Annotated in this window: 18 protein-coding genes; 4 read left to right on the forward strand and 14 right to left on the reverse strand. The window is 69.0% G+C overall.

All coding sequences use genetic code 11. The features are described from left to right. Positions 1–47: 47 nt before the first annotated feature. From E4191_RS08310 to rplU, 4 genes are all read right to left on the reverse strand, one after another. Positions 48–1,058, reverse strand: coding sequence for an LLM class flavin-dependent oxidoreductase (locus tag E4191_RS08310; protein WP_135312996.1), 1,011 nt, complete (start codon positions 1,056–1,058; stop codon positions 48–50). A 121-nt stretch (positions 1,059–1,179) separates the two neighbouring features. After that, on the reverse strand, positions 1,180–1,752 hold the full coding sequence (locus tag E4191_RS08315) for a GNAT family N-acetyltransferase (protein ID WP_135314390.1): 573 nt from the start codon (positions 1,750–1,752) through the stop codon (positions 1,180–1,182). Positions 1,753–1,871: 119 nt separating this feature from the next. Continuing rightward, on the reverse strand, positions 1,872–2,144 hold the full coding sequence (gene rpmA / locus E4191_RS08320) for a 50S ribosomal protein L27 (protein WP_135312997.1): 273 nt from the start codon (positions 2,142–2,144) through the stop codon (positions 1,872–1,874). Between the two features lie 12 nt (positions 2,145–2,156). Further along, positions 2,157–2,570 (reverse strand): 50S ribosomal protein L21, encoded by a 414-nt coding sequence (gene rplU / locus E4191_RS08325; RefSeq protein WP_135312998.1) that lies wholly within the window; start codon positions 2,568–2,570, stop codon positions 2,157–2,159. A 287-nt stretch (positions 2,571–2,857) separates the two neighbouring features. Between rplU and E4191_RS08330 the strand changes: the two genes are divergently transcribed. Beyond that, positions 2,858–3,829 (forward strand): putative zinc-binding metallopeptidase, encoded by a 972-nt coding sequence (locus tag E4191_RS08330; RefSeq protein WP_135312999.1) that lies wholly within the window; start codon positions 2,858–2,860, stop codon positions 3,827–3,829. A gap of 19 nt (positions 3,830–3,848) precedes the next feature. Here E4191_RS08330 and E4191_RS08335 read toward each other — a convergent pair whose 3' ends face one another. Continuing rightward, positions 3,849–5,666, reverse strand: a complete 1,818-nt coding sequence (locus E4191_RS08335) for an ABC-F family ATP-binding cassette domain-containing protein (RefSeq protein WP_135313000.1) — start codon at positions 5,664–5,666, stop codon at positions 3,849–3,851. 127 nt (positions 5,667–5,793) lie between these two features. On the opposite strand from E4191_RS08335, the gene E4191_RS08340 reads away from it, so the two are divergent. Then, positions 5,794–6,792 carry a Fe(3+) ABC transporter substrate-binding protein gene (locus E4191_RS08340; protein WP_135313001.1) on the forward strand — a complete coding sequence of 333 codons (999 nt, stop codon included), beginning with the start codon at positions 5,794–5,796 and terminating at the stop codon, positions 6,790–6,792. Between the two features lie 167 nt (positions 6,793–6,959). Then, entirely contained in the window at positions 6,960–7,898 is a 939-nt protein-coding gene (locus E4191_RS08345) for a nucleoside hydrolase (RefSeq protein ID WP_135313002.1), read from the forward strand. Here the strand turns inward: E4191_RS08345 and E4191_RS08350 are convergent. The 9 genes from E4191_RS08350 to pyrH form a co-directional block, all read right to left on the reverse strand. After that, complete coding sequence (locus E4191_RS08350) at positions 7,857–8,609, reverse strand: OmpH family outer membrane protein (RefSeq protein WP_135313003.1); 753 nt, start codon at positions 8,607–8,609, stop codon at positions 7,857–7,859. The genes E4191_RS08345 and E4191_RS08350 overlap by 42 nt on opposite strands. Next, positions 8,609–10,909, reverse strand: coding sequence for an outer membrane protein assembly factor BamA (gene bamA / locus E4191_RS08355; protein ID WP_135313004.1), 2,301 nt, complete (start codon positions 10,907–10,909; stop codon positions 8,609–8,611). Before bamA ends, E4191_RS08350 begins: the two co-directional genes overlap by 1 nt. Positions 10,910–11,010: 101 nt before the next feature. Next, entirely contained in the window at positions 11,011–12,342 is a 1,332-nt protein-coding gene (gene rseP / locus E4191_RS08360) for an RIP metalloprotease RseP (protein ID WP_135313005.1), read from the reverse strand. Next, positions 12,330–13,496 (reverse strand): 1-deoxy-D-xylulose-5-phosphate reductoisomerase, encoded by a 1,167-nt coding sequence (dxr, locus tag E4191_RS08365; protein ID WP_135313006.1) that lies wholly within the window; start codon positions 13,494–13,496, stop codon positions 12,330–12,332. The genes rseP and dxr overlap by 13 nt, the downstream gene beginning before the upstream one ends. Before the next feature lie 3 nt (positions 13,497–13,499). Then, a complete protein-coding gene (locus E4191_RS08370) occupies positions 13,500–14,300 on the reverse strand; it encodes a phosphatidate cytidylyltransferase (protein WP_135313007.1) in 801 nt (266 codons plus the stop codon). A gap of 37 nt (positions 14,301–14,337) precedes the next feature. After that, positions 14,338–15,069: a polyprenyl diphosphate synthase gene (gene uppS, locus E4191_RS08375; protein WP_176562669.1), complete on the reverse strand. Its 732-nt coding sequence runs from the start codon at positions 15,067–15,069 to the stop codon at positions 14,338–14,340. A 7-nt stretch (positions 15,070–15,076) separates the two neighbouring features. Beyond that, complete coding sequence (gene frr / locus E4191_RS08380) at positions 15,077–15,640, reverse strand: ribosome recycling factor (protein WP_135313008.1); 564 nt, start codon at positions 15,638–15,640, stop codon at positions 15,077–15,079. Between the two features lie 90 nt (positions 15,641–15,730). Next, the gene (locus E4191_RS08385) at positions 15,731–16,522 is read right to left on the reverse strand and encodes an ion transporter (protein WP_135313009.1); all 792 of its coding nucleotides are present in this window, start codon (positions 16,520–16,522) and stop codon (positions 15,731–15,733) included. Positions 16,523–16,529: 7 nt separating this feature from the next. Then, positions 16,530–17,255 (reverse strand): UMP kinase, encoded by a 726-nt coding sequence (gene pyrH / locus E4191_RS08390; protein ID WP_135313010.1) that lies wholly within the window; start codon positions 17,253–17,255, stop codon positions 16,530–16,532. Between the two features lie 82 nt (positions 17,256–17,337). Between pyrH and miaA the strand changes: the two genes are divergently transcribed. Continuing rightward, positions 17,338–18,240 carry a tRNA (adenosine(37)-N6)-dimethylallyltransferase MiaA gene (gene miaA, locus E4191_RS08395; RefSeq protein ID WP_135313011.1) on the forward strand — a complete coding sequence of 301 codons (903 nt, stop codon included), beginning with the start codon at positions 17,338–17,340 and terminating at the stop codon, positions 18,238–18,240. The last annotated feature ends 22 nt before the right edge of the window (positions 18,241–18,262 follow it).

The raw sequence follows: 18,262 nt of genomic DNA on the forward strand, positions 1-18,262 counted from the left end.
GCAAAAGGCCCCCGGATCGGGGGCCTTTTCTCGTTGTGGGTGGCCGGTCAGGCCGCCTGCCGCAGGGCCAGCCCCGATGCGGCCTCCGCCGCGATCTCGAAGCTGCGCAGGCGCGCGGCATGGTCATGGATCTGTCCGGTCAGGATCAGCTCGTCGGGGCGGTAGGTCTCGACCAGCCGCGCCAGCTGATCCTCGACCTCGGCCCGTCCGCCGACCGCGCTGATGCGCAGCGAATGGTCCACCGCCTGACGCATGCCCGCGCCGATCTCGGCATCGATGTCGCGCACGGGGCGCGGCAGCTTGCCCGGCTGGCCGGTCCGCAGCCGCGCGAAGGCCAGCTGCATCGTCGTGCGCAGATAGGTCGCCTCGCCCGCATCGTCGGCGGCGAAGACGTTCGCCGCCAGGATCGCATAGGGCTTGGACCCCCAAGGCGAGGGGCGGAACCGCTCGCGATAGATCGTCAGCGCCCGGTCCAGTTCGTCGGGGGCGAAATGGCTGGCGAAGGCATAGGGCAGGCCCAGATGCGCGGCCAGCTGCGCGCCGAAGGTGCTGCTGCCCAGGATCCAGACCGGCAGGTTCGTGCCCTCGCCCGGCAGCGCCCGCACGGCCGCTCCGGGACGCTCGGGCCCCAGATAGTCCAGCAGCTCGACCACGTCCTGCGGAAAGCTGTCGGCCATCGGGTCGCGGCGCAGCGCGCGCACCACCGCGCCGTCGCCGCCGGGCGCGCGGCCCAGCCCCAGATCAATGCGGTCGGGAAAGACGGTGGCCAGGGTCCCGAAGGCCTCGGCCACGGTCAGGGGCGCGTGGTTGGGCAGCATGATGCCGCCCGCGCCCACGCGGATGGTCCGCGTCGCCTGCGCCACCAGCCCGATCAGCACGGCGGTCGCCGCGCTGGCGATGCCGGGCATGTTGTGATGCTCGGCCAGCCAGAAGCGGTGATAGCCCCAGCCCTCGGCATGCTGCGCCAGGTCGATGGTGTTGCGGATGGCATCCTGCGCCGTGCTGCCCTCGGGCACCGGCGACAGGTCGAGAAGGGAATAGGGAAGATGCTGTGTCATCCCCAGCATCTAGTCCGCCCGCGCGCCATTGCAATGACGGGCCTGCATTGGTCCGCAAATATCCTCGGGGGTGAATTGGCCCGCACGGCCAAGAGGGGGCGCGAGCGCCCCCTGCCGCCCCTCAGCCCATCTTGCGCAGATAGGTCCAGGTGGGCACGCGCGCGCCCCGCGCCACCGACCAGCTTTCGGCATCGCCCAGATAGACGAAGCCGCCATTGGTCAGCACCCGGGCCGAGCCGGGATTGTCCTGGAAGACCTCGGCGAAGAGGGTCCGCGCGCCATGCGGGTTGGCCCCGACCAGCGCCGCGACGGCCTCGGTGGCAAAGCCCGTGTTCCAGAAGCCCGCGCCGACCCAGAAGCCCAGCTCGGACTGCGCGCCCTCCATCCGGGTCAGCGAGACGACGCCCAGCAATTCGTCCAGCTGCTGCTCGGATCCGTCGATCGCCCAGACATCCTCGGTCCGGTCGGACGCCAGCGCACGGGCCACGAAGTTCTCGGACGCGCCGCGCGGAAGCGGATGGGGGATCGCGCGCGTCCCCTCGGCCACCCGCCGGTCGGCGGTGTAATGCGCGATCAGCCCGGCATCGGACGCGCGCAGGGGGCGCAATGTAAAGCGTTCGGTCGAGATGACGGGCTGCAGCTCGGCCCCCGCATCGACGGTGCGAAGGTCATCCAACCGGCTTCCCTCCCTCATGGGTGCAGACATCACCATGTTTCCTCCCAGAAAACCGGTCAATCAAAACAGGATGCCCAAACGGCGCGGGGGACCGGCTTGCGCCGATCCCCCTCTAACATCGAAATGTTGCGTTCGGGTTACTCGGCGGCCTCGAGGCTCGCGGGGACGATCGAGATGAACGTCCGGCCCTTCAGGCCCTTCTTGAAGCTCACGTGACCGTCGGTCAGCGCGAACAGGGTGTGATCCTTGCCCATGCCGACATTGACGCCCGGCCACCAGGTGGTGCCGCGCTGACGGGCGATGATGTTGCCCGCGATGGCGGCCTGGCCGCCGAACAGCTTGACGCCAAGACGGCGTCCCGCGCTGTCGCGGCCGTTGCGGGAGGAACCGCCTGCTTTCTTGTGTGCCATGGGTCGTTCTCCTTAGGCTTCAGCGGCGTCTTGGGCCGGTTTCGTGGCAGTGGCCGGCGCATCGCTGGCCTCGGTCTTGGTGCGGGCGCCGACGGCGGTCTTCACGCCGGTCTTCTCGGCGCCGCTTTCCAGCACGTCGGTGACGCGCAGCAGCGTCAGCTGCTGGCGGTGGCCGCGCGTGCGCTGCGAGCTGTGCTTGCGGCGGCGCTTGACATAGGTGATGACCTTGTCGGCCTTGATCTGGTCGATCACCTCGGCCTGCACGCAGGCACCGGCGATCAGCGGCGCGCCCAAGGTCGAGCCGACCATCAGCACGTCGTTGAACTGGACCTTGTCGCCCGCGGCGGCGTTCAGCTTCTCGACACGCAGGACATCGCCCGCCTGCACCTTGTATTGCTTGCCGCCCGTTTTCAGAACTGCGAACATCGCGTCTTCCTTTGTCATCCGCGTCCTGCGGCCCCGGCCCTGCGGCCGGCATTCGTGGGGGCTTCCCCGCCTTCGGACAGCGCACCCCGGTCAGGGTGTCATTGAAATACATTGCACCGGTCAAGGGCGGATGCCCGGCCGGTCCGGCGCATGTCGCCCATTCCACCGCGCAAGTCAAGTCCCCCCGGCCGCCCTGCCGCCCGCATCGGCAAACAGGCCGCGACGGGGCGGAACCCTGCCCCCCCGGCCCGGCTTGTACCCTGCAGCCACAGGACGCCGTTTCCCACATGCAACGTTTCTCTTGTCCCCATTGCGGGACACGCGCCTATTTCCACAACCTCACCTGCCTCTGCGGCGCCGAGATCAGCTTTGATCCCGTCGCGATGCAGATGAGCACCGTCAACCCGCATTGCGCCAACCGCCGCTCGATCGACTGCAACTGGTCGGCGCCGGCCTCGGGCAAGCTGTGCCGGTCCTGCGCCATGTCGCAGGTCGTGCCGGTCCTGCACGTGGGCGACAACCAGAGCCTTCTGGCCGGGGCCGAGCGGGCCAAGCGGTGGGTGCTGGTCAACCTGGCGCAGTGGCGCTGGTTCTCGGACGAGGATGTGGGCCGCCGCCCGCGCTTCCTGATGCTATCCGAGGTGACGGGCGGACGCGCGCAGCAGATCATCATGGGCCATGACGCCGGCGAGATCACCATCAACGTGACCGAGGCCGACGCGCTGATCCGCCTCAAGCGGCAGCGCGATCTGGGCGAGCAGTACCGCTCGATGGTCGGCCATTTCCGCCACGAGCTGGCGCATTTCCTGTTCGACCGCCTGTCGGCCGCGCCCGAGTTCCAGCCCGCCTTCCGCGAGATCTTCGGGGACGAGCGTCAGGATTATGCCGAGGCGCTGCGCCGCCACTATGCCGAGCCGCAGGACCCGGGCGAGGATTACATCACCCCCTATGCCACCGCCCATCCCCACGAGGACTGGGCCGAGACGGTCGCCCACCTGCTGCACCTGACCGATTTCACCGACAGCTTCGTCAGCGCGGGGCTGAGCATGGAGGGCGTGCCGCCCGACTTCATGCCCTATGCCGAAACCGACACGGCGCGGCTGCTGGCGATCGCGGCCGAGGTCGCGATCGCGGTGAACGACATCAACCGCGCGCTGGACAACCGGGATCTTTATCCTTTCGTCCTGACGCTGCCGGTGGGGCGCAAGATCGCCTTCGCCCACACCTGGCTGCGCGACCATCTGATGCGCAACATCTGAGCGCGGGCAAGGCGGCCGGTCAGACGGCCGCCTTCTCCTCCAGCGCCAGCCATTCCTCTTCCGCATCCATCAGCGCCGCCTGCCGTTCGCTCAGCGCCATGCTGGCCTTCTCGAACTTAGCGGGGGCCGCGGCAAAGAGGTCCGGGTCGGCCATGAACTCGGACAGCTTGGCGATCTCGGCCTCCAGCCGGGCGATCAGGGCGGGCAGTTCCTCCAGCCGGTGCCGCTCGGTGAAGCTGAGGCCGCCCTTGCCCGGCTTGGCGGGCGTCGATGCGGGGGGGGCGGATGCCGGGCGCGAAGCCTGCGCCTGCGGCTCCTCGGGCTCGACCTGACCGCGTTGGGCCTGATAGTCGGTCCAGCCGCCCGCATAGACGATGGCGCGGCCGTCGCCCTCCATCGCCACGGTCGTGTCGGCCACGCGGTCGATGAAATCGCGGTCGTGGCTGACCAGCAGCACGGTCCCGTCATATTCGCCCAAGAGATCCTGCAGCAGGTCCAGCGTCTCGACGTCCAGATCGTTGGTCGGTTCGTCCATCACCAGCAGGTTCGAGGGCCGCGCCATCAGCCGCGCCAGCAGCAGACGCGCCTTCTCGCCGCCCGACAGGCTGCGCACGGGCGCGCGGGCCTGCGCGTCGTCGAACAGGAAATCCTTCAGATAGGCCACGACATGCTTGGGGTTGCCCCGCACCATGACCTGATCGGCCCGGCCCGAGACGCGCATGTCGGGATCGCCGGTCAGCGATTCCCACAGGGTCTGGTCGGGGTTCAGCGCGGCGCGCGCTTGGTCGAAGACCGCGATGTCCAGATTGGTGCCCATCTGCACCGTCCCCTGGTCGGGGGCCAGCTCTCCGGTCAGCATCTTGATCAGCGTGGTCTTGCCCGCGCCGTTGGGGCCGACGAAGGCGATGCGGTCGCCGCGCTGGATGCGCAGATCGAAGGGATGCAGGATCACCTTGTCACCGAAGGCCTTCGAGATGCCCCGCGCCTCGACGACGCGCTTGCCCGAGGTGGTGCCGCTGTCGAAGGCCATCGCGGCGGTGCCTTGGCGGCGGATCTGGCTGCTGCGCTCGGCCCGCAGGTCGGCCAGCGCGCGGACGCGGCCCTGGTTGCGCTTGCGGCGGGCGCTGATCCCCTCGACCGCCCACCGGGCCTCGGCCTTGATCTTGCGGTCCAGCTTGTGGCGGGCATCGTCCTCGGCCGACCAGGTGGCCTCGCGCCATTCCTCGAAGCCCTCGAAGCCGCGCTCCTGGCGGCGCACGGCGCCGCGGTCGATCCACAGCGTCGCCTTGGTCAGGCGGCGCAGGAAGGCGCGGTCGTGGCTGATCAGCACGAAGCCCGCGCGGGTCTGGGACAGATGCTCCTCCAGCCAGCCGATCGCCTCGATGTCGAGATGGTTCGTCGGCTCGTCCAGCAGCATCAGCTCGGGCGCCTGCGCCAGCAGACGCGCCAGGGCCGCACGGCGGCGCTCGCCGCCCGAGGCGGTGGCCACGGGGCGGTCGGGGTCGAACTTCAGCCCCTCGGCCGCCATCTCGACGCGGTATTCCTCGCCATCGGGCAGCCCGTCGCGGGCGAAGTCGCCAAGCGTCTCGAAGCCCGCCAGATCGGGATCCTGTTCCATGTAGCCGGTCGAGACGCCGGCGGAGAGGACGACCTCGCCGCGGTCGGCCTCGACGAAGCCCGCCATGACCTTCATCAGGGTGGACTTGCCCGAGCCGTTGCGCCCGACCAGCGCGACGCGGTCGCCCGGCTGGACGGTCAGGGACAGACCGTCGAAAATGGGATCGCCGCCATAGGTCAGCGAAATCTCGGAAAGTTGCAGAAGGGGTGTGCGTGCCATGCCCGCGCCCTAGCGCGCAGGCCGCGCGCGGTCAATGCGTCCCGAACGTCCCCGGGTCCCGGTAATGCTTGACAGCTTTGGTCGGAATTGTCAGAAGGCGGGCAATATCCGACCAAAGGAGTTAACCATGCGCCCTGTCATCCTCGCCTCGCTTCTGGGGGCCACCGCCCTGCCCGCCTTCGCGCAGGAGGTGAACGTCTATTCGCACCGCCAGCCCGAGCTGATCCAGCCGCTGATCGACGCCTTCACCGCCGAGACGGGCATCACCGTGAACGCGGCCTTCGTCGACAAGGGCATGGTCGAGCGCCTGCAGGCCGAGGGCGACCGCTCGCCCGCCGATCTGGTGCTGACCGTGGACGTGGCCCGCTTGGGCGAGGTCAAGGAGGCGGGCGTGCTGCAGACGGTCGAGGACGAGGCGCTGGACGTCATCCCCTCGGGCCTGCGCGACGACGACAACCAGTGGTTCGCCCTGACCACCCGCGCCCGCATCGTCTATGCCAGCACCGAGCGCGTGGCCGATGGCGAGGTTACCACCTACGAGGATCTGGCCGATCCGAAATGGGAAGGCCGCATCTGCACCCGCAGCTTCACCAACGACTACAACGTCGCGCTGACCGCCGCCTTCCTCGCCCATCACGGCGAGGAGGAGACCGTGGCTTGGCTGGAGGGCGTCAAGGGCAACCTGGCCAAGCGCCCCGAGGGCGGCGACCGCGATCAGGTCAAGTCGATCTGGTCGGGCGAATGCGACATCAGCCTGGGCAACACCTACTACATGGGCGCGATGCTGAAGGATGACGAGCAGAAGGACTGGGCCGAGGCGGTGCGCATCGTGTTTCCGACCTTCGAGGATGGCGGCACGCATGTGAACGTCTCGGGCATGGCGATGACCGCCTCGGCGCCCAACCGCGAGGCGGCGCTGCAGCTGATGGAATTCCTGGCCAGCGACGAGGCGCAGCGCATCTATGCCGAGACGAACAACGAGTTCCCCGTCTCGGAGGGCGTCGAACGGTCCGAGCTGGTCGCCAGCTGGGGCGAGTTCACCCCGGACGACCTGCCCCTGTCCGAGATCTCGGACCTGCGCCCGCAGGCGCTGGACCTGATCGAACGGGTGAATTTCGACGGCTGATGGGATAAGGCAGGGGGGCCAGCCCCCCTGACCCCCCGGGATATTTTCGCCAAGATGAAGGGCGGGAGGTATCGGTTTCACGATCTGGAAAAGGCGCGGGCGGGGGCTTGCGCCTTTTCTGGTGGTGGCGCACACATTTGCGCTCGGGACAGTTGGAAGGCATCAGGATGGCGCAGAAGATCATCATCGACACCGATCCGGGGCAGGACGATGCCGTGGCCATCCTGCTGGCGCTGGCCTCGCCGGAGCTGGAGGTTCTGGGCATCGTGGCGGTGGCCGGCAACGTGCCGCTGGCGCTGACCGAGGTGAACGCGCGCAAGATCGTCGAGCTGGCGGGCCGGGCCGACGTGCCGGTCTTTGCAGGCTGCGACCGGCCCCTGGCGCGGGCGCTGGTGACGGCCGAGCATGTGCATGGCAAGACCGGGCTGGACGGGATCGAGCTGCCCGCGCCCCGCCTGCCCCTGCAGGCGCGGCACGGTGTCGATTTCATCGTCGAGACGTTGCGGCGCGAGGCCCCGGGCACCGTCACGCTGGTGCCCATCGGGCCGCTGACCAACATCGCCGAGGCCTTCCGCCGGGCGCCCGACATCATCACCCGGGTCGAACGGATCGTGCTGATGGGCGGCGCCTATTTCGAGGTGGGCAACATCACCCCGGCGGCCGAGTTCAACATCTTCGTCGATCCCGAGGCCGCGTCCGAGGTCTTCGCATCGGGCGTGCCGCTGGTCGTCATGCCGCTGGACGTGACCCACAAGGCGCTGACCGACCGGGACTGGATCGAGGCGATGCGTGCCTTGCCCGGGCGCTCCGGCCCCGCCGTCGCGGGCTGGACGGATTTCTTCGAACGCTTCGACACGGCGAAATACGGCAGCCTTGGTGCGCCCCTGCACGATCCCTGCACCATCGCCTGGCTGCTGGAGCCGGGCCTCTTCCAAGGGCGCGAGATCAATGTCGAGATCGAGACGAAAGGCCGGTGGACCACCGGCATGACGGTCGCCGACTGGTGGCGGGTCAGCGGGCGGGCGCCCAATGCGCTGTTCCTGAAGGACGTCGACCGCGACGGGCTATTCGACCTGATCCGGGACCGCATCGCCCGCCTGCCCTGAGCCTTCCGCCTGCCCTGCATCCACGGTGGCCTCGGTCAGCGGCGCGTCGGGGCTGGGCAGCGGCACCACGCCCGCGCCGTCGCCGATGCGCTGGTCCAGCGTGGTGATCAGCTGCTGGGTGACGTCGATGGCGTCCAGCGACACGAAGACCGTGCGCCGGTCCAGGACCGCGACCGCGCCCCGATCCGACATCACCTGACCCATCACCGGCAGCGCGGCGCGGAAGAAGGCCGCGCGGTCGGCCTCGGCCCAGCCATTCAGGTCCTGCACGGCCTGGGCGCGTTCCCGGCGGATGCCGGTGGCGCGCAGGTCGAAGCTTTCGGCCAGGCGGCGGAAGTCGGCGGCGGGCAGCGTGGCGCGCTGTTCGGTCAGCTGCGTTTCCTCGGCCGACAGCAGCCGCGTCAGACGCTCGTTTTCGGCGGCGACGATGTCGCCCTCGGCCTCCAGCCGGGCCTGCGCGCGCACCCCCCAGGCCGAGGAGAGGTAGAGCAGGTCCAGATCCAGCGTCAGCACCGGCGCCCGGTCGGCGGCGCTCCCGGCGGCCGTCTCGGGGGCGGCGATGGTGCCGGTGGGCAGGTTGGGCGCCGGGGCGATGGGCGGAATGACCGGCGCCGCGGGCAGATCGGCGGGCGCCGCGCCGGGATCCGCCTGCTGGGCTGTGGCGGGCCCCGCCGCCAGCATCAGACACAGAAGGGCCTGCCGCATCGGCATCAGAAGTTCGTCTGGATCGTCAGGTCGAAATTCTGTTCCAGGTCATAGTCTTCCTTGCGCACCGCCTGCGAGAAGTTGAAGCGCAGCGGCCCGATCGGCGTGGTCCAGAAGATCGAGGCGCCGACCGCGCCGCGCACATACATGCTGTCGTCGATCTCGACCCCGTCGGTGCCCGAGGTCCGGTCCAGCCCCCAGAGCGAGCCGACATCGGCGAAGAGGCCGCCCGAGATCCCGTATTCTTCGGGCAGGCCGATGGGGAACTGCGCCTCGGCACGGGCGGACCAGTAGTAGTTGCCGCCCAGGCCGTCCTCGTTCTCGGCCTCGAGGTCGCGGGGGCCGAAGCCGTTCGGCTCGAAGCCGCGGATGCGGTTGCCGGTGCGGAAGCGGTCCAGGATCCAGGTCTCGTAATCGCCATAGCTGTAGATGGCCCCGGCCTCCAGCTCGGCGCGCAGGGTCACGCTTTCGCGCCAGGCGGTGCTTTCCACCCCGGCCAGCGCGGTGGTGGTGATCGTCTTGGTGTCGCCGCCCGCGCCCGCGAAATCCTGCGAGAAGCGGAAGCGATAGGCGGTCAGCGGGTCCAGCCCGGTGCGCCGCGAATCCCAGTTGTAGGTATAGCCGATGGCTGAGGTGATCCGCGATCCCACGTCGTCGATCAGCAGCTGCGAGCTGGTGTCGGGAACGCTGCTCAGGTCATCCTCGCCCACGCGATAGCGCAGCTCGATCCGGGCGTTCTCGGAGATCGGGAACTCGATCGACGGCTGCACGCGGATCGCGCGGGTGTCGTAATCCGAGTTCAGGCTTTCCGTCTCGCTGTAATTGGCCGAGAAGCCGAAGCGCAGGTCGCGGCCAAGGAAATAGGGCTCGATGAAGTTGATGCCCGCCGTGCGGTCGCCGCTGGCGGTCGACAGCTGCACGCCCAGGGTCTGGCCGCGCCCGAGGAAGTTGCGCTCGGTCAGGCCGATGTTGAAGCCCACGCCCGAATTGACCCCATAGGCCGCGCCAAGCGACAGCGAGCCGGTGGGCTGCTCCTCGACATTGACGCCGACGATCACCTGGTCGGGGCCGCTGCCCTGCCGCGTCTCGACCTGGGCATCGGTGAAATAGCCGAGCGCGCGGACACGCTCGGCCGAGTTGCGGATCTCGCGCGGGTTGAAGGGATCGCCCTCGACGGTGTTGAACTGGCGACGGATCACCTCGTCAAGGGTCGTCGTGTTGCCCTCGATGTCGATGCGCTCGACGAAGATGCGTTGGCCGCGGGTCAGCGCGAAGGTCAGGTCCAGGCTCTGGTTCTGCGGATTGCGGGTGACGCGCGGCTCGATGCTGATGAAGTCCAGACCCTGCTGGATGGCGACCGTCTCCATCCGGCGGATGGTCGTGTCGATGATCGAAGGGTTGTAGACCCCGCCCCGCTGCACCCGGTTCTGCGCCGCAAACAGCGCCGCATCGACCCCGGGGATCTCGGACACGGTGTCCACGCGGCCGAAGCGATAGCGCGGGCCTTCCTCGATGCTGAAGGTCACGAAGAAGGCGTCGCGTTCGCGCGCGATCTCGGGCGCGGTGCCCTGTACGCGGAAGTCGGCATAGCCCTGCGAGCGGTAGAAGTCGGTCAGCAGCTGCTCGTCCAGCGGGATGCGCTCGGGCGCGAAGGTGTCGCGGCGGATGAAGGTGCGCAACAGGCCCGCCTGCTTCGTCTCCAGCACGTTGCGCAGGCGGCGGTCGGAAAAGGCGCGGTTGCCGACGAAGCTGATGCGCTCGATCTCGGTCAGGTTGCCTTCGCGGATCTCGAAGACCAGGTCGATCCGGTTGCCGCTGCGGCGGATGATCCGGGGATCGACGCGCGCGGCCAGGCGCCCTTCGGCGGCATAGATCTGCGCGATGGCCTGCGCGTCCTGGATGGCCTGGCTGGGCTGATAGACGCGGCGCGGCTGGCTGCGGATGATCTCGGTCAGGCGGTCGTTGTTCAGGCGGCGGTTGCCCTCGAAGCTGATCTGGTTGACGATCGGGTATTCGCTGACGCGCACGACCAACTGGCCGCCCTGCGGGACCAGCTCGACCGTTTCGAACAGGCCCGATCCTTGCAGGCGCTGCAGCGCGTCGTTGATCTGGCCGGGGCTGACATCCTGGCCGACCGGCAGGTCCAGCGTGGACAGCACGGCCCCGGTCTCGATCTGCTGGTTGCCCTCGACGGTGATGGTGCTGAAGACCACCGCCTGCGCGGCCCCCGGAATCAGCCCGACCGGCATCGTGATCGCCAAGGCCGTCATCAGCGCGACCGCGCCCTTGCCCAGTTTCCGTTCCATCGAAGCCCCTCTTGTTCCGGCCTGCACGCGCCCTCTTCGGGCTGTCGTTTTGCCTACGGTCTTTGCCTGAACCGGGCGGGCCTGTCAAAAGCGCATGCGCCCTATGGGCAGAAAAGATCGTTCGTGAGCCCGAAAACCATCAGCGACAGCACCGCCGCCATGCCGATCGCGGTCAGAAGGTTCAGCGCCTTGTCCGAGGGCGGGCGCCCGCGCAGCGCCTCGTAGGTGTAAAACATCAGGTGCCCGCCATCTAGGACGGGAATGGGCAGCAGGTTCAGGAACCCGATCGCCGCCGACAGGACCGCGATCCACCACAGGAAGTTCGCGCCCCCCGCGCTGGCCGCCTGGCCCGTACTTTCCGCGATGCTGATCGCGCCGCCCAGGTTGCAGGTGCCGATCTGGCCCGAGATCATCGCCCACATCCCCGTCAGGGACGAGGTGATGATCCCCCAGGTCTGCATCGCGCCCAGGGACAGCGCCTCCAGCGGCCCGGCGCTGCGGGTCTGCGGCGCGAAGAAGCTCTCACCCCCGGTCACGCCGATCAGCCAGCGCTGCTCGAACCCGCCGCCATCGGCAGGCAGGTCGGACAGCTTGGGGCGCAGCGTCACGTCCAGCTCGCCCGCGCCCGCGCGCCAGAGGCGCAGGGACAAAGGCTCGCCCTCGGCGGCCTCGACCGCCTCGCGCATCTGGGTGAAGCGCGCGACCGGGTCGCCGTCGATGGCCAGCACCACGTCGCCCGCCCGCATCCCGGCCTCGGCCGCCGCGCTGCGCGGCGCCACGCCGCTGATGCGCGCGGGCATCGGGTCGGGACCGGCGACGGTCAGGGTCTGGCCGTCGCGCTCGACCTGCCAGGGATGGGTCGTGGCGGCGGGCAGCGTCTCGGTCGCGGCGCCGATGTCGCGCCAGCTCTCGACGGGCAGATCGGCAAGCGCCAGGATGCGGTCGCCGGGCTGGAGGTCGTTGGTGATGGCGGGCGGGGCCTCGCTGATGGTGCCCACGCGCACCTCGTCCACCGGCAGGCCCTGCACGATGGCGAAGCCGCCGAAGATCAGGATCGACAGCACGAAGTTGAAGACCGGCCCCGCCAGCAGCGTGGCGAAGCGCGCCCAGAGTGGCGCGCCCTGCAGCGTCTGGCGCCGCAGGGCCGGATCGACCGCCTGGCCCGGCCCGGCGCTGGCCGCGTTGTCGTCGCCCAGGAACCGTACATAGCCGCCCAGGGGCAGCGCCGCGAGCTGCCAGACGGTCCCCCGCCGGTCGGTACGCGCATAGAGCCGCGGGCCGAAGCCCACCGAAAAGACCTCGGCCCGGATGCCGGACCAGCGCCCGACGATGTAATGGCCGTATTCGTGGACCGTCACGATCACCGCCAGCGCGACGACGAAGGCCGCCAGCGTCCACAGGGTGCTTCCGGTCTGGGCGATCATGTCAAGCATAGGGCGGCCTTTCGTCGGGCAAGACCGTCCCAGTCCAGGACCGAGGCCAGGTCGGCCGGATCTCGGCCAAAGCCTTCCTCGCCCGACAGGGCGGCCAGCGTGTCCTCGACCCGGGGGGCCATGTCGGTGAATCGGATGCGGCCGGCGATGAAATCGTCCAGCGCCTGTTCCTTGGCCGCGTTGAAGACCGCGCCCGCCGCACCGCCCGCAGCCATCACCTCGCGCGCCAGGCGCAGCGCGGGCCAGCGGGCCTCGTCGGGGGCGCGGAATGTCAGGCTGCCGATCGCGGCCAGGTCCAGCGCGGCCACCGGCAGGGGGCGGCGGTCGGGCCAGTGCAGCGCAAAGCCGATGGCATGGCGCATGTCGGGCGCGCCCAGATGCGCGATGGTGCCGCCGTCGTGATGGGTGACCATGGCGTGGATGATGGATTCCGGATGGACCAGCACCTTGATGCGGTCGGCGCCCAGACCGAACAGCTCCTTCGCCTCGATCACCTCCATCGCCTTGTTGAACATCGAGGCGCTGTCGATGGTGATCCGCTGCCCCATCGCCCAGTTGGGATGGGTCGAGGCCTGATCCACCGTCGCCGTGGCCAGCCGCTCCAGCGGCCAGTCGCGGAAGGCGCCGCCCGAGGCGGTCAGGGTCACATCCTTGACGCTGTCGAGGTTTTCGCTGCCAAGCACTTGAAATACGGCGGAATGTTCGCTGTCGACCGGCAGGATCGTGGCGCCCGAGCGTGCCGTGGCGGCGCGCAGCAGGCTGCCCGCGCAGACCAGCGATTCCTTGTTGGCCAAGGCCAGCACGCCGCCCTGCGCCAAGGCGGTCAGGCCCGGCGCAAGCCCGGCGGCGCCGACGATGGCCGACAGGGTCCAGTCGGCGGGACGGGCGGCGGCCTCGACCAGCGCGGCAGACCCGGCGGCGGCGGCGACGCCGCTGCCGGCAAGGGCCGCGCGCAACTCGTCCAGCAGCTCGTCATGGGCGGTCACCGCGATCTCGGCCCGCAACTCGCGCGCCATCTGCGCCAGCAGCGCGATGTTGCGCCCGCCGGTCAGCGCCACGGTGTGATAGGCGGCCGCCCCGCCTGCGTGCCGGATCAGATCGACGCCGTTCGCGCCGACCGAGCCGGTCGCACCGAAGATGGAAATGCGTCGCATCGGTCAGTTCACCACGGGCAGGCTGGTCAGGAATCCGATCACCATGGTGGCCAGCACCGCGCCCGTCACTGCGTCAAAACGATCCATGAAGCCCCCATGGCCCGGGATCAGGTTCGAGCTGTCCTTGACCCCCGCCCGCCGCTTCAGCCAGCTTTCGGCGATGTCGCCCATCTGTCCGGCGAAGCAGACGATCGGAGAGACCCAGATCAGCGCCGCATCACCCTGACCCCACATCCACAGGCCGGCGCCCAGCAGGCAGGCGCCGATCCAGCCCGCGACGCTGCCCGACCAAGTCTTCTTGGGGCTGAGCGAGGGCCAGAACTTGGGCCCGCCCAGCATCCGCCCGAAGAAATAGCCGAACGTGTCCGAGATGATGATCACGCCCATCAGCCAAAGGACGAAGTTCAGCCCGTAAGCCTCTCGGAAGACGACCAATTCATAAGCGACCAGCAGGATGGCGGTGCCGAAGATCGCATAGGTCGCGCGGTCGCGGGTGGCGGCGCCCGGCAGGCCCAGCAGGATCGGCAGCAGCAGCGCCAGCCAGGCCAGCTGATGAAAGTCGGTCAGGGCCAGCGCCTGCGACACGCCCGCGATGGCGGCCAGCGCGATGGGGCGGGACCGGCCGAACAGGGTCACGTGGCGGGCCGGGTTCTTCCACCCGGTCATCGCCGCCAGTTCCCAGAAGGTGATGGCCGAGATGACCGCCATGGCCAGACGCAGCCACAGCCCCTCGGCCACGGCCAGCATGACGCCGATGCCCAGAAGCACCAGCGTGGAGGCGACGCGCCGCGACAGGTCCCCCATTTTCCGGGGGCGGCCCCGCGGGGGATCCGGCTCTCCGTCATGCGCCCCCGAAGCGGCGGTCGCGCAGGCCGAAGCGGTCCAGGATCGCCGCCAGATGTTCGGGGGTGAAGTCGGGCCAGAGGGTCTTGGTGAATTCGTATTCCGAATAGGCCGCCTGCCACGGCAGGAAGTTCGAGACCCGCGTCTCGCCCGAGGTGCGGATCACGAGGTCGGGATCGGGCTGTCCGGCGGTGTCCAGGCAGGCCTCCAGATCGGCCTGGCCGGGGGTCTCGATCTCGCCGCGGGCGATCTTCTCGGCCAGGCGCGCCGAGGCGCGCAGCAATTCGTCCCGACCGCCATAGTTGATGGCAACGGTCAGGTTCAGCCGCGTGTTGCCCGCCGTGCGGGCCTCGATCGCGGCCATCAGGTCCTGCAGCTTGCGGTCCAGCCGCTCGCGCCCGCCGATGAAGCGCAGGCGCACCCCCTCGGAGGCCATGCCTTCGGCCTCGTACTGGATGTAGCGGCGGAAGATCTTCATCAGCCCGAGGACCTCCTCGGTCGAGCGCTTCCAGTTCTCGGTCGAGAAGGCATAGACCGTCAGCCAGTCCACGCCCAGCTCGGGGCAGGCCCGCACGATCTGCTTGACCCGCTCGGCGCCCCGGCGATGCCCGACCAGACGCGGCCAGCCGCGTTCGGTGGCCCACCGGCCGTTGCCGTCCATGATGATGGCGACGTGGCGGGGCTGTGAGGTCCCGTCAGATACTGCCGCTGCGCCCCGAACCAGTGCCATCCCGCGATCAGACCTGCATGATTTCGGCCTGCTTGGCCGTCAGCGCCTCGTCCACCGCCGCGATCATGCGGTCGGTCAGGGACTGGATCTCGGTTTCGTACAGCTTCTGGTCGTCCTCGGGCATGCCGTTCGACTTGCCCTTCTTGACCTGGTCCATACCGTCGCGGCGCACGTTCCGGATCGAGACGCGGGCGCTTTCGGCATATTGCGCGGCGACCTTGGTCAGCTCGCGGCGGCGTTCCTCGTTCAGCTCGGGGATCGGCAGCATGATGATGGTGCCGTTCAGCTGCGGGTTGATTCCCAGGCCGCTTTCGCGGATGGCCTTCTCGACCTTGCCGACCATGGCCTTGTCCCAGATGTTGATCGTCACCATCCGGGATTCCGGCACGTTGACGGTGCCCAGCTGGTTGATCGGCGTCATCTGCCCATAGGCGTCCACCTGCACCGGGTCCAGCATCGAGGCCGCGGCCCGGCCGGTGCGCAGGCTGGCGAATTCGCCGCGCAGGCTGTCCATGGCACCCTTCATGCGCCGTTCCAGATCGTCGGTGTCGATGTCGATGTCCTCAGCCATGTGGACTGCCTTCTGTCTTGATTTTTTCCGCTTGTAACCACTCTGCCGCAGCTTGGCAAAGCCTTTGCCCGCACATTCGGCAAGCTGTGATCAGGATCGGTCGCCCCCGGCCTCCTGCCGGGACAGGCGTTCCTCGATGGCGGTCAGGCGCGCCAGCACCTCGTCGCGATAGGCCTCGGTGGCGGCGTTGCCCTCTTCCTGATGGGCCTCCTGCATCGAGTTCACGATCAGGCCGACCACCAGGTTCATCACCGCAAAAGTGGTGACCAGGATGAAGGGCACGAAGAAGATCCAGGCCTGGGGGAATACCTCCATCACCGGGCGCACGATGCCCATCGACCAGCTTTCCAACGTCATGATCTGGAACAGCGAATAGGCCGAGTTGCCCAGATCCCCGAACCAGTCGGGAAAGGCCGCCGCGAACAGCTTGGTCGCCATCACCGCGAAGATGTAGAAGATGATCCCCATCAGCAGGAACACCGAGGCCATGCCCGGCAGGGCCGACAGGAAGCCCTCGACCACGCGGCGCAGGCGCGGCGTGACCGACACGATGCGCAGCAGGCGCAGGATGCGCAGCGCGCGCAGCACCGACAGCCCCTGCGTCGCGGGCATGAGCGCGATGCCCACCACGATCACGTCGAAGACGTTCCAGCCGTCGCGGAAGAAGCGCGGGCCGCGCGCGACCAGCTTCAGCCCGATCTCGACCACGAAGATCATCAGGCACAGCGCGTCCAGAAACAGGATCAGCGGCCCGATGGATGCCATCAGCGTGCGCGAGGTCTCCAGCCCCAGGATCAGGGCGTTGAACAGGATGACGGCCATGATGAAGGCCTGGGCCCGGGGGCCGTGGATGAACGCGTCGATGCGCGCGCGCAGGGTCATGGCGATCTCAGTTGTGGACGCGGGTATAGGTCCCGCGACCTTCCAGGATCGACCGGAAGCCGCCCGGCGCATCCAGCGAGAAGACGATGATCGGCAAGCGGTTGTCGCGCGCCAGCGCGATGGCCGAGGCGTCCATCACGCCCAGATGCTTCTGCAGCACCTCGTCATAGCTGACATCGCCATAACGCTGCGCATCCGCATGCTTGACCGGATCCTTGTCATAGACGCCGTCGACCTTGGTGCCCTTGAAGATGACCTCGCAGTTCATTTCCGATGCGCGCAGGGTCGCGGCCGTGTCGGTGGTGAAATACGGGTTGCCGGTGCCGGCGGCGAAGATCACGATGCGCTTCTTCTCCAGGTGGCGGATGGCGCGGCGGCGGATATAGGGCTCGCAGACCTCATCCATGCGGATCGCGCTGATCACGCGGCAATGCAGGCCCCGCGCCTCCAGCGAGGATTGCATGGCCAGCGCGTTCATCACCGTGGCCAGCATCCCCATGTAGTCGGCGGTGGTGCGTTCCATCCCCTGCGCGCTGCCCTGCAGCCCCCGGAAGATGTTGCCGCCGCCGATGACCATGCAGACCTCGACGCCCATCGCCTGCACGGCCTCGACCTCGCTGGCGATGCGCGCGACGGTGGGCGGATGCAGGCCATAGCCCTGGTCGCCCATCAGCGCCTCGCCCGAGATCTTCAGCATCACGCGGCCATACTGCCTGGGGGTCTCGGTGGTCATCTGGGGGCTCCTGTCGCCGGTCGCTTTCATCGCGCCGTTAAATGTCGCAAAAGGCCCGAAGGTTCAACTGCCCGGAGGACCCATGCGCGCCCCTGACCTGACACAGATCGACGCCTCGCGCCACCTGCTGATCGCGGGGCCGACGGCCAGCGGCAAATCGGCGCTGGCCTTGGCGGTGGCGCGGGCGCAGGGCGGGCTGATCGTCAATGCGGATGCCCTGCAGGTCTGGTCCTGCTGGCAGGTGCTGACCGCTAGGCCCTCGGCCGCCGACCTGGCGGCGGCACCGCACGCGCTTTATGGCCATGTCGCGCCGGGAGTGGCGTGGACGGTCGGCGACTGGCTCCGTGAGGTCGCGGCCCTGACGGGCGAGCGGCTGATCGTGGCGGGGGGCACCGGGCTCTACCTGACGGCGCTGACGCGCGGGCTGGCGCCCATCCCCGCCACGCCGCCGGATCTGCGCCGCCTGGCCGACGCGCGGCTGGCCGAACCGGGCGGTCTGGCGGCGCTGGTGGCGGAACTGGACGACCCCTCGCGCGCGGCGATCGACCTGCAGAACCCCGCCCGCGTCCAGCGCGCATGGGAGGTCTGGCAGGCCACCGGGCGCGGCATCGCCGACTGGCAGGCCGACACGCCGCCGCCCCTGATCGCGCCCGCCGACTGCCAGCGCATCCTGATCACCACCGACCGCGACTGGCTGGCGGACCGCATCGCCACCCGCTTCGACGCCATGCTGGATCAGGGCGCGCTGGACGAGGTGCGCGCGATGCTGCCCCTGTGGGACCCTGCGGCGCAATGGGCCAAGGCCATCGGCGCGCCGGATCTGGCCGCCCATCTGCAGGGCCATCTGAGCCTGCCGCAGGCCCGCGACCGGGCCGTCATCGCCTCGCGCCAATATGCCAAGGCGCAGCGGATCTGGTTCCGCGGGCGGATGCGCGACTGGCAGATGTGGCAGGCGGGCAACGCGGGCCTGGAACTCGCGCCCTGATTGCGAAACCTTCGCGGCCTCA

The organism is Paracoccus liaowanqingii (assembly GCF_004683865.2).
Taxonomy (GTDB): Bacteria; Pseudomonadota; Alphaproteobacteria; order Rhodobacterales; family Rhodobacteraceae; genus Paracoccus; species Paracoccus liaowanqingii.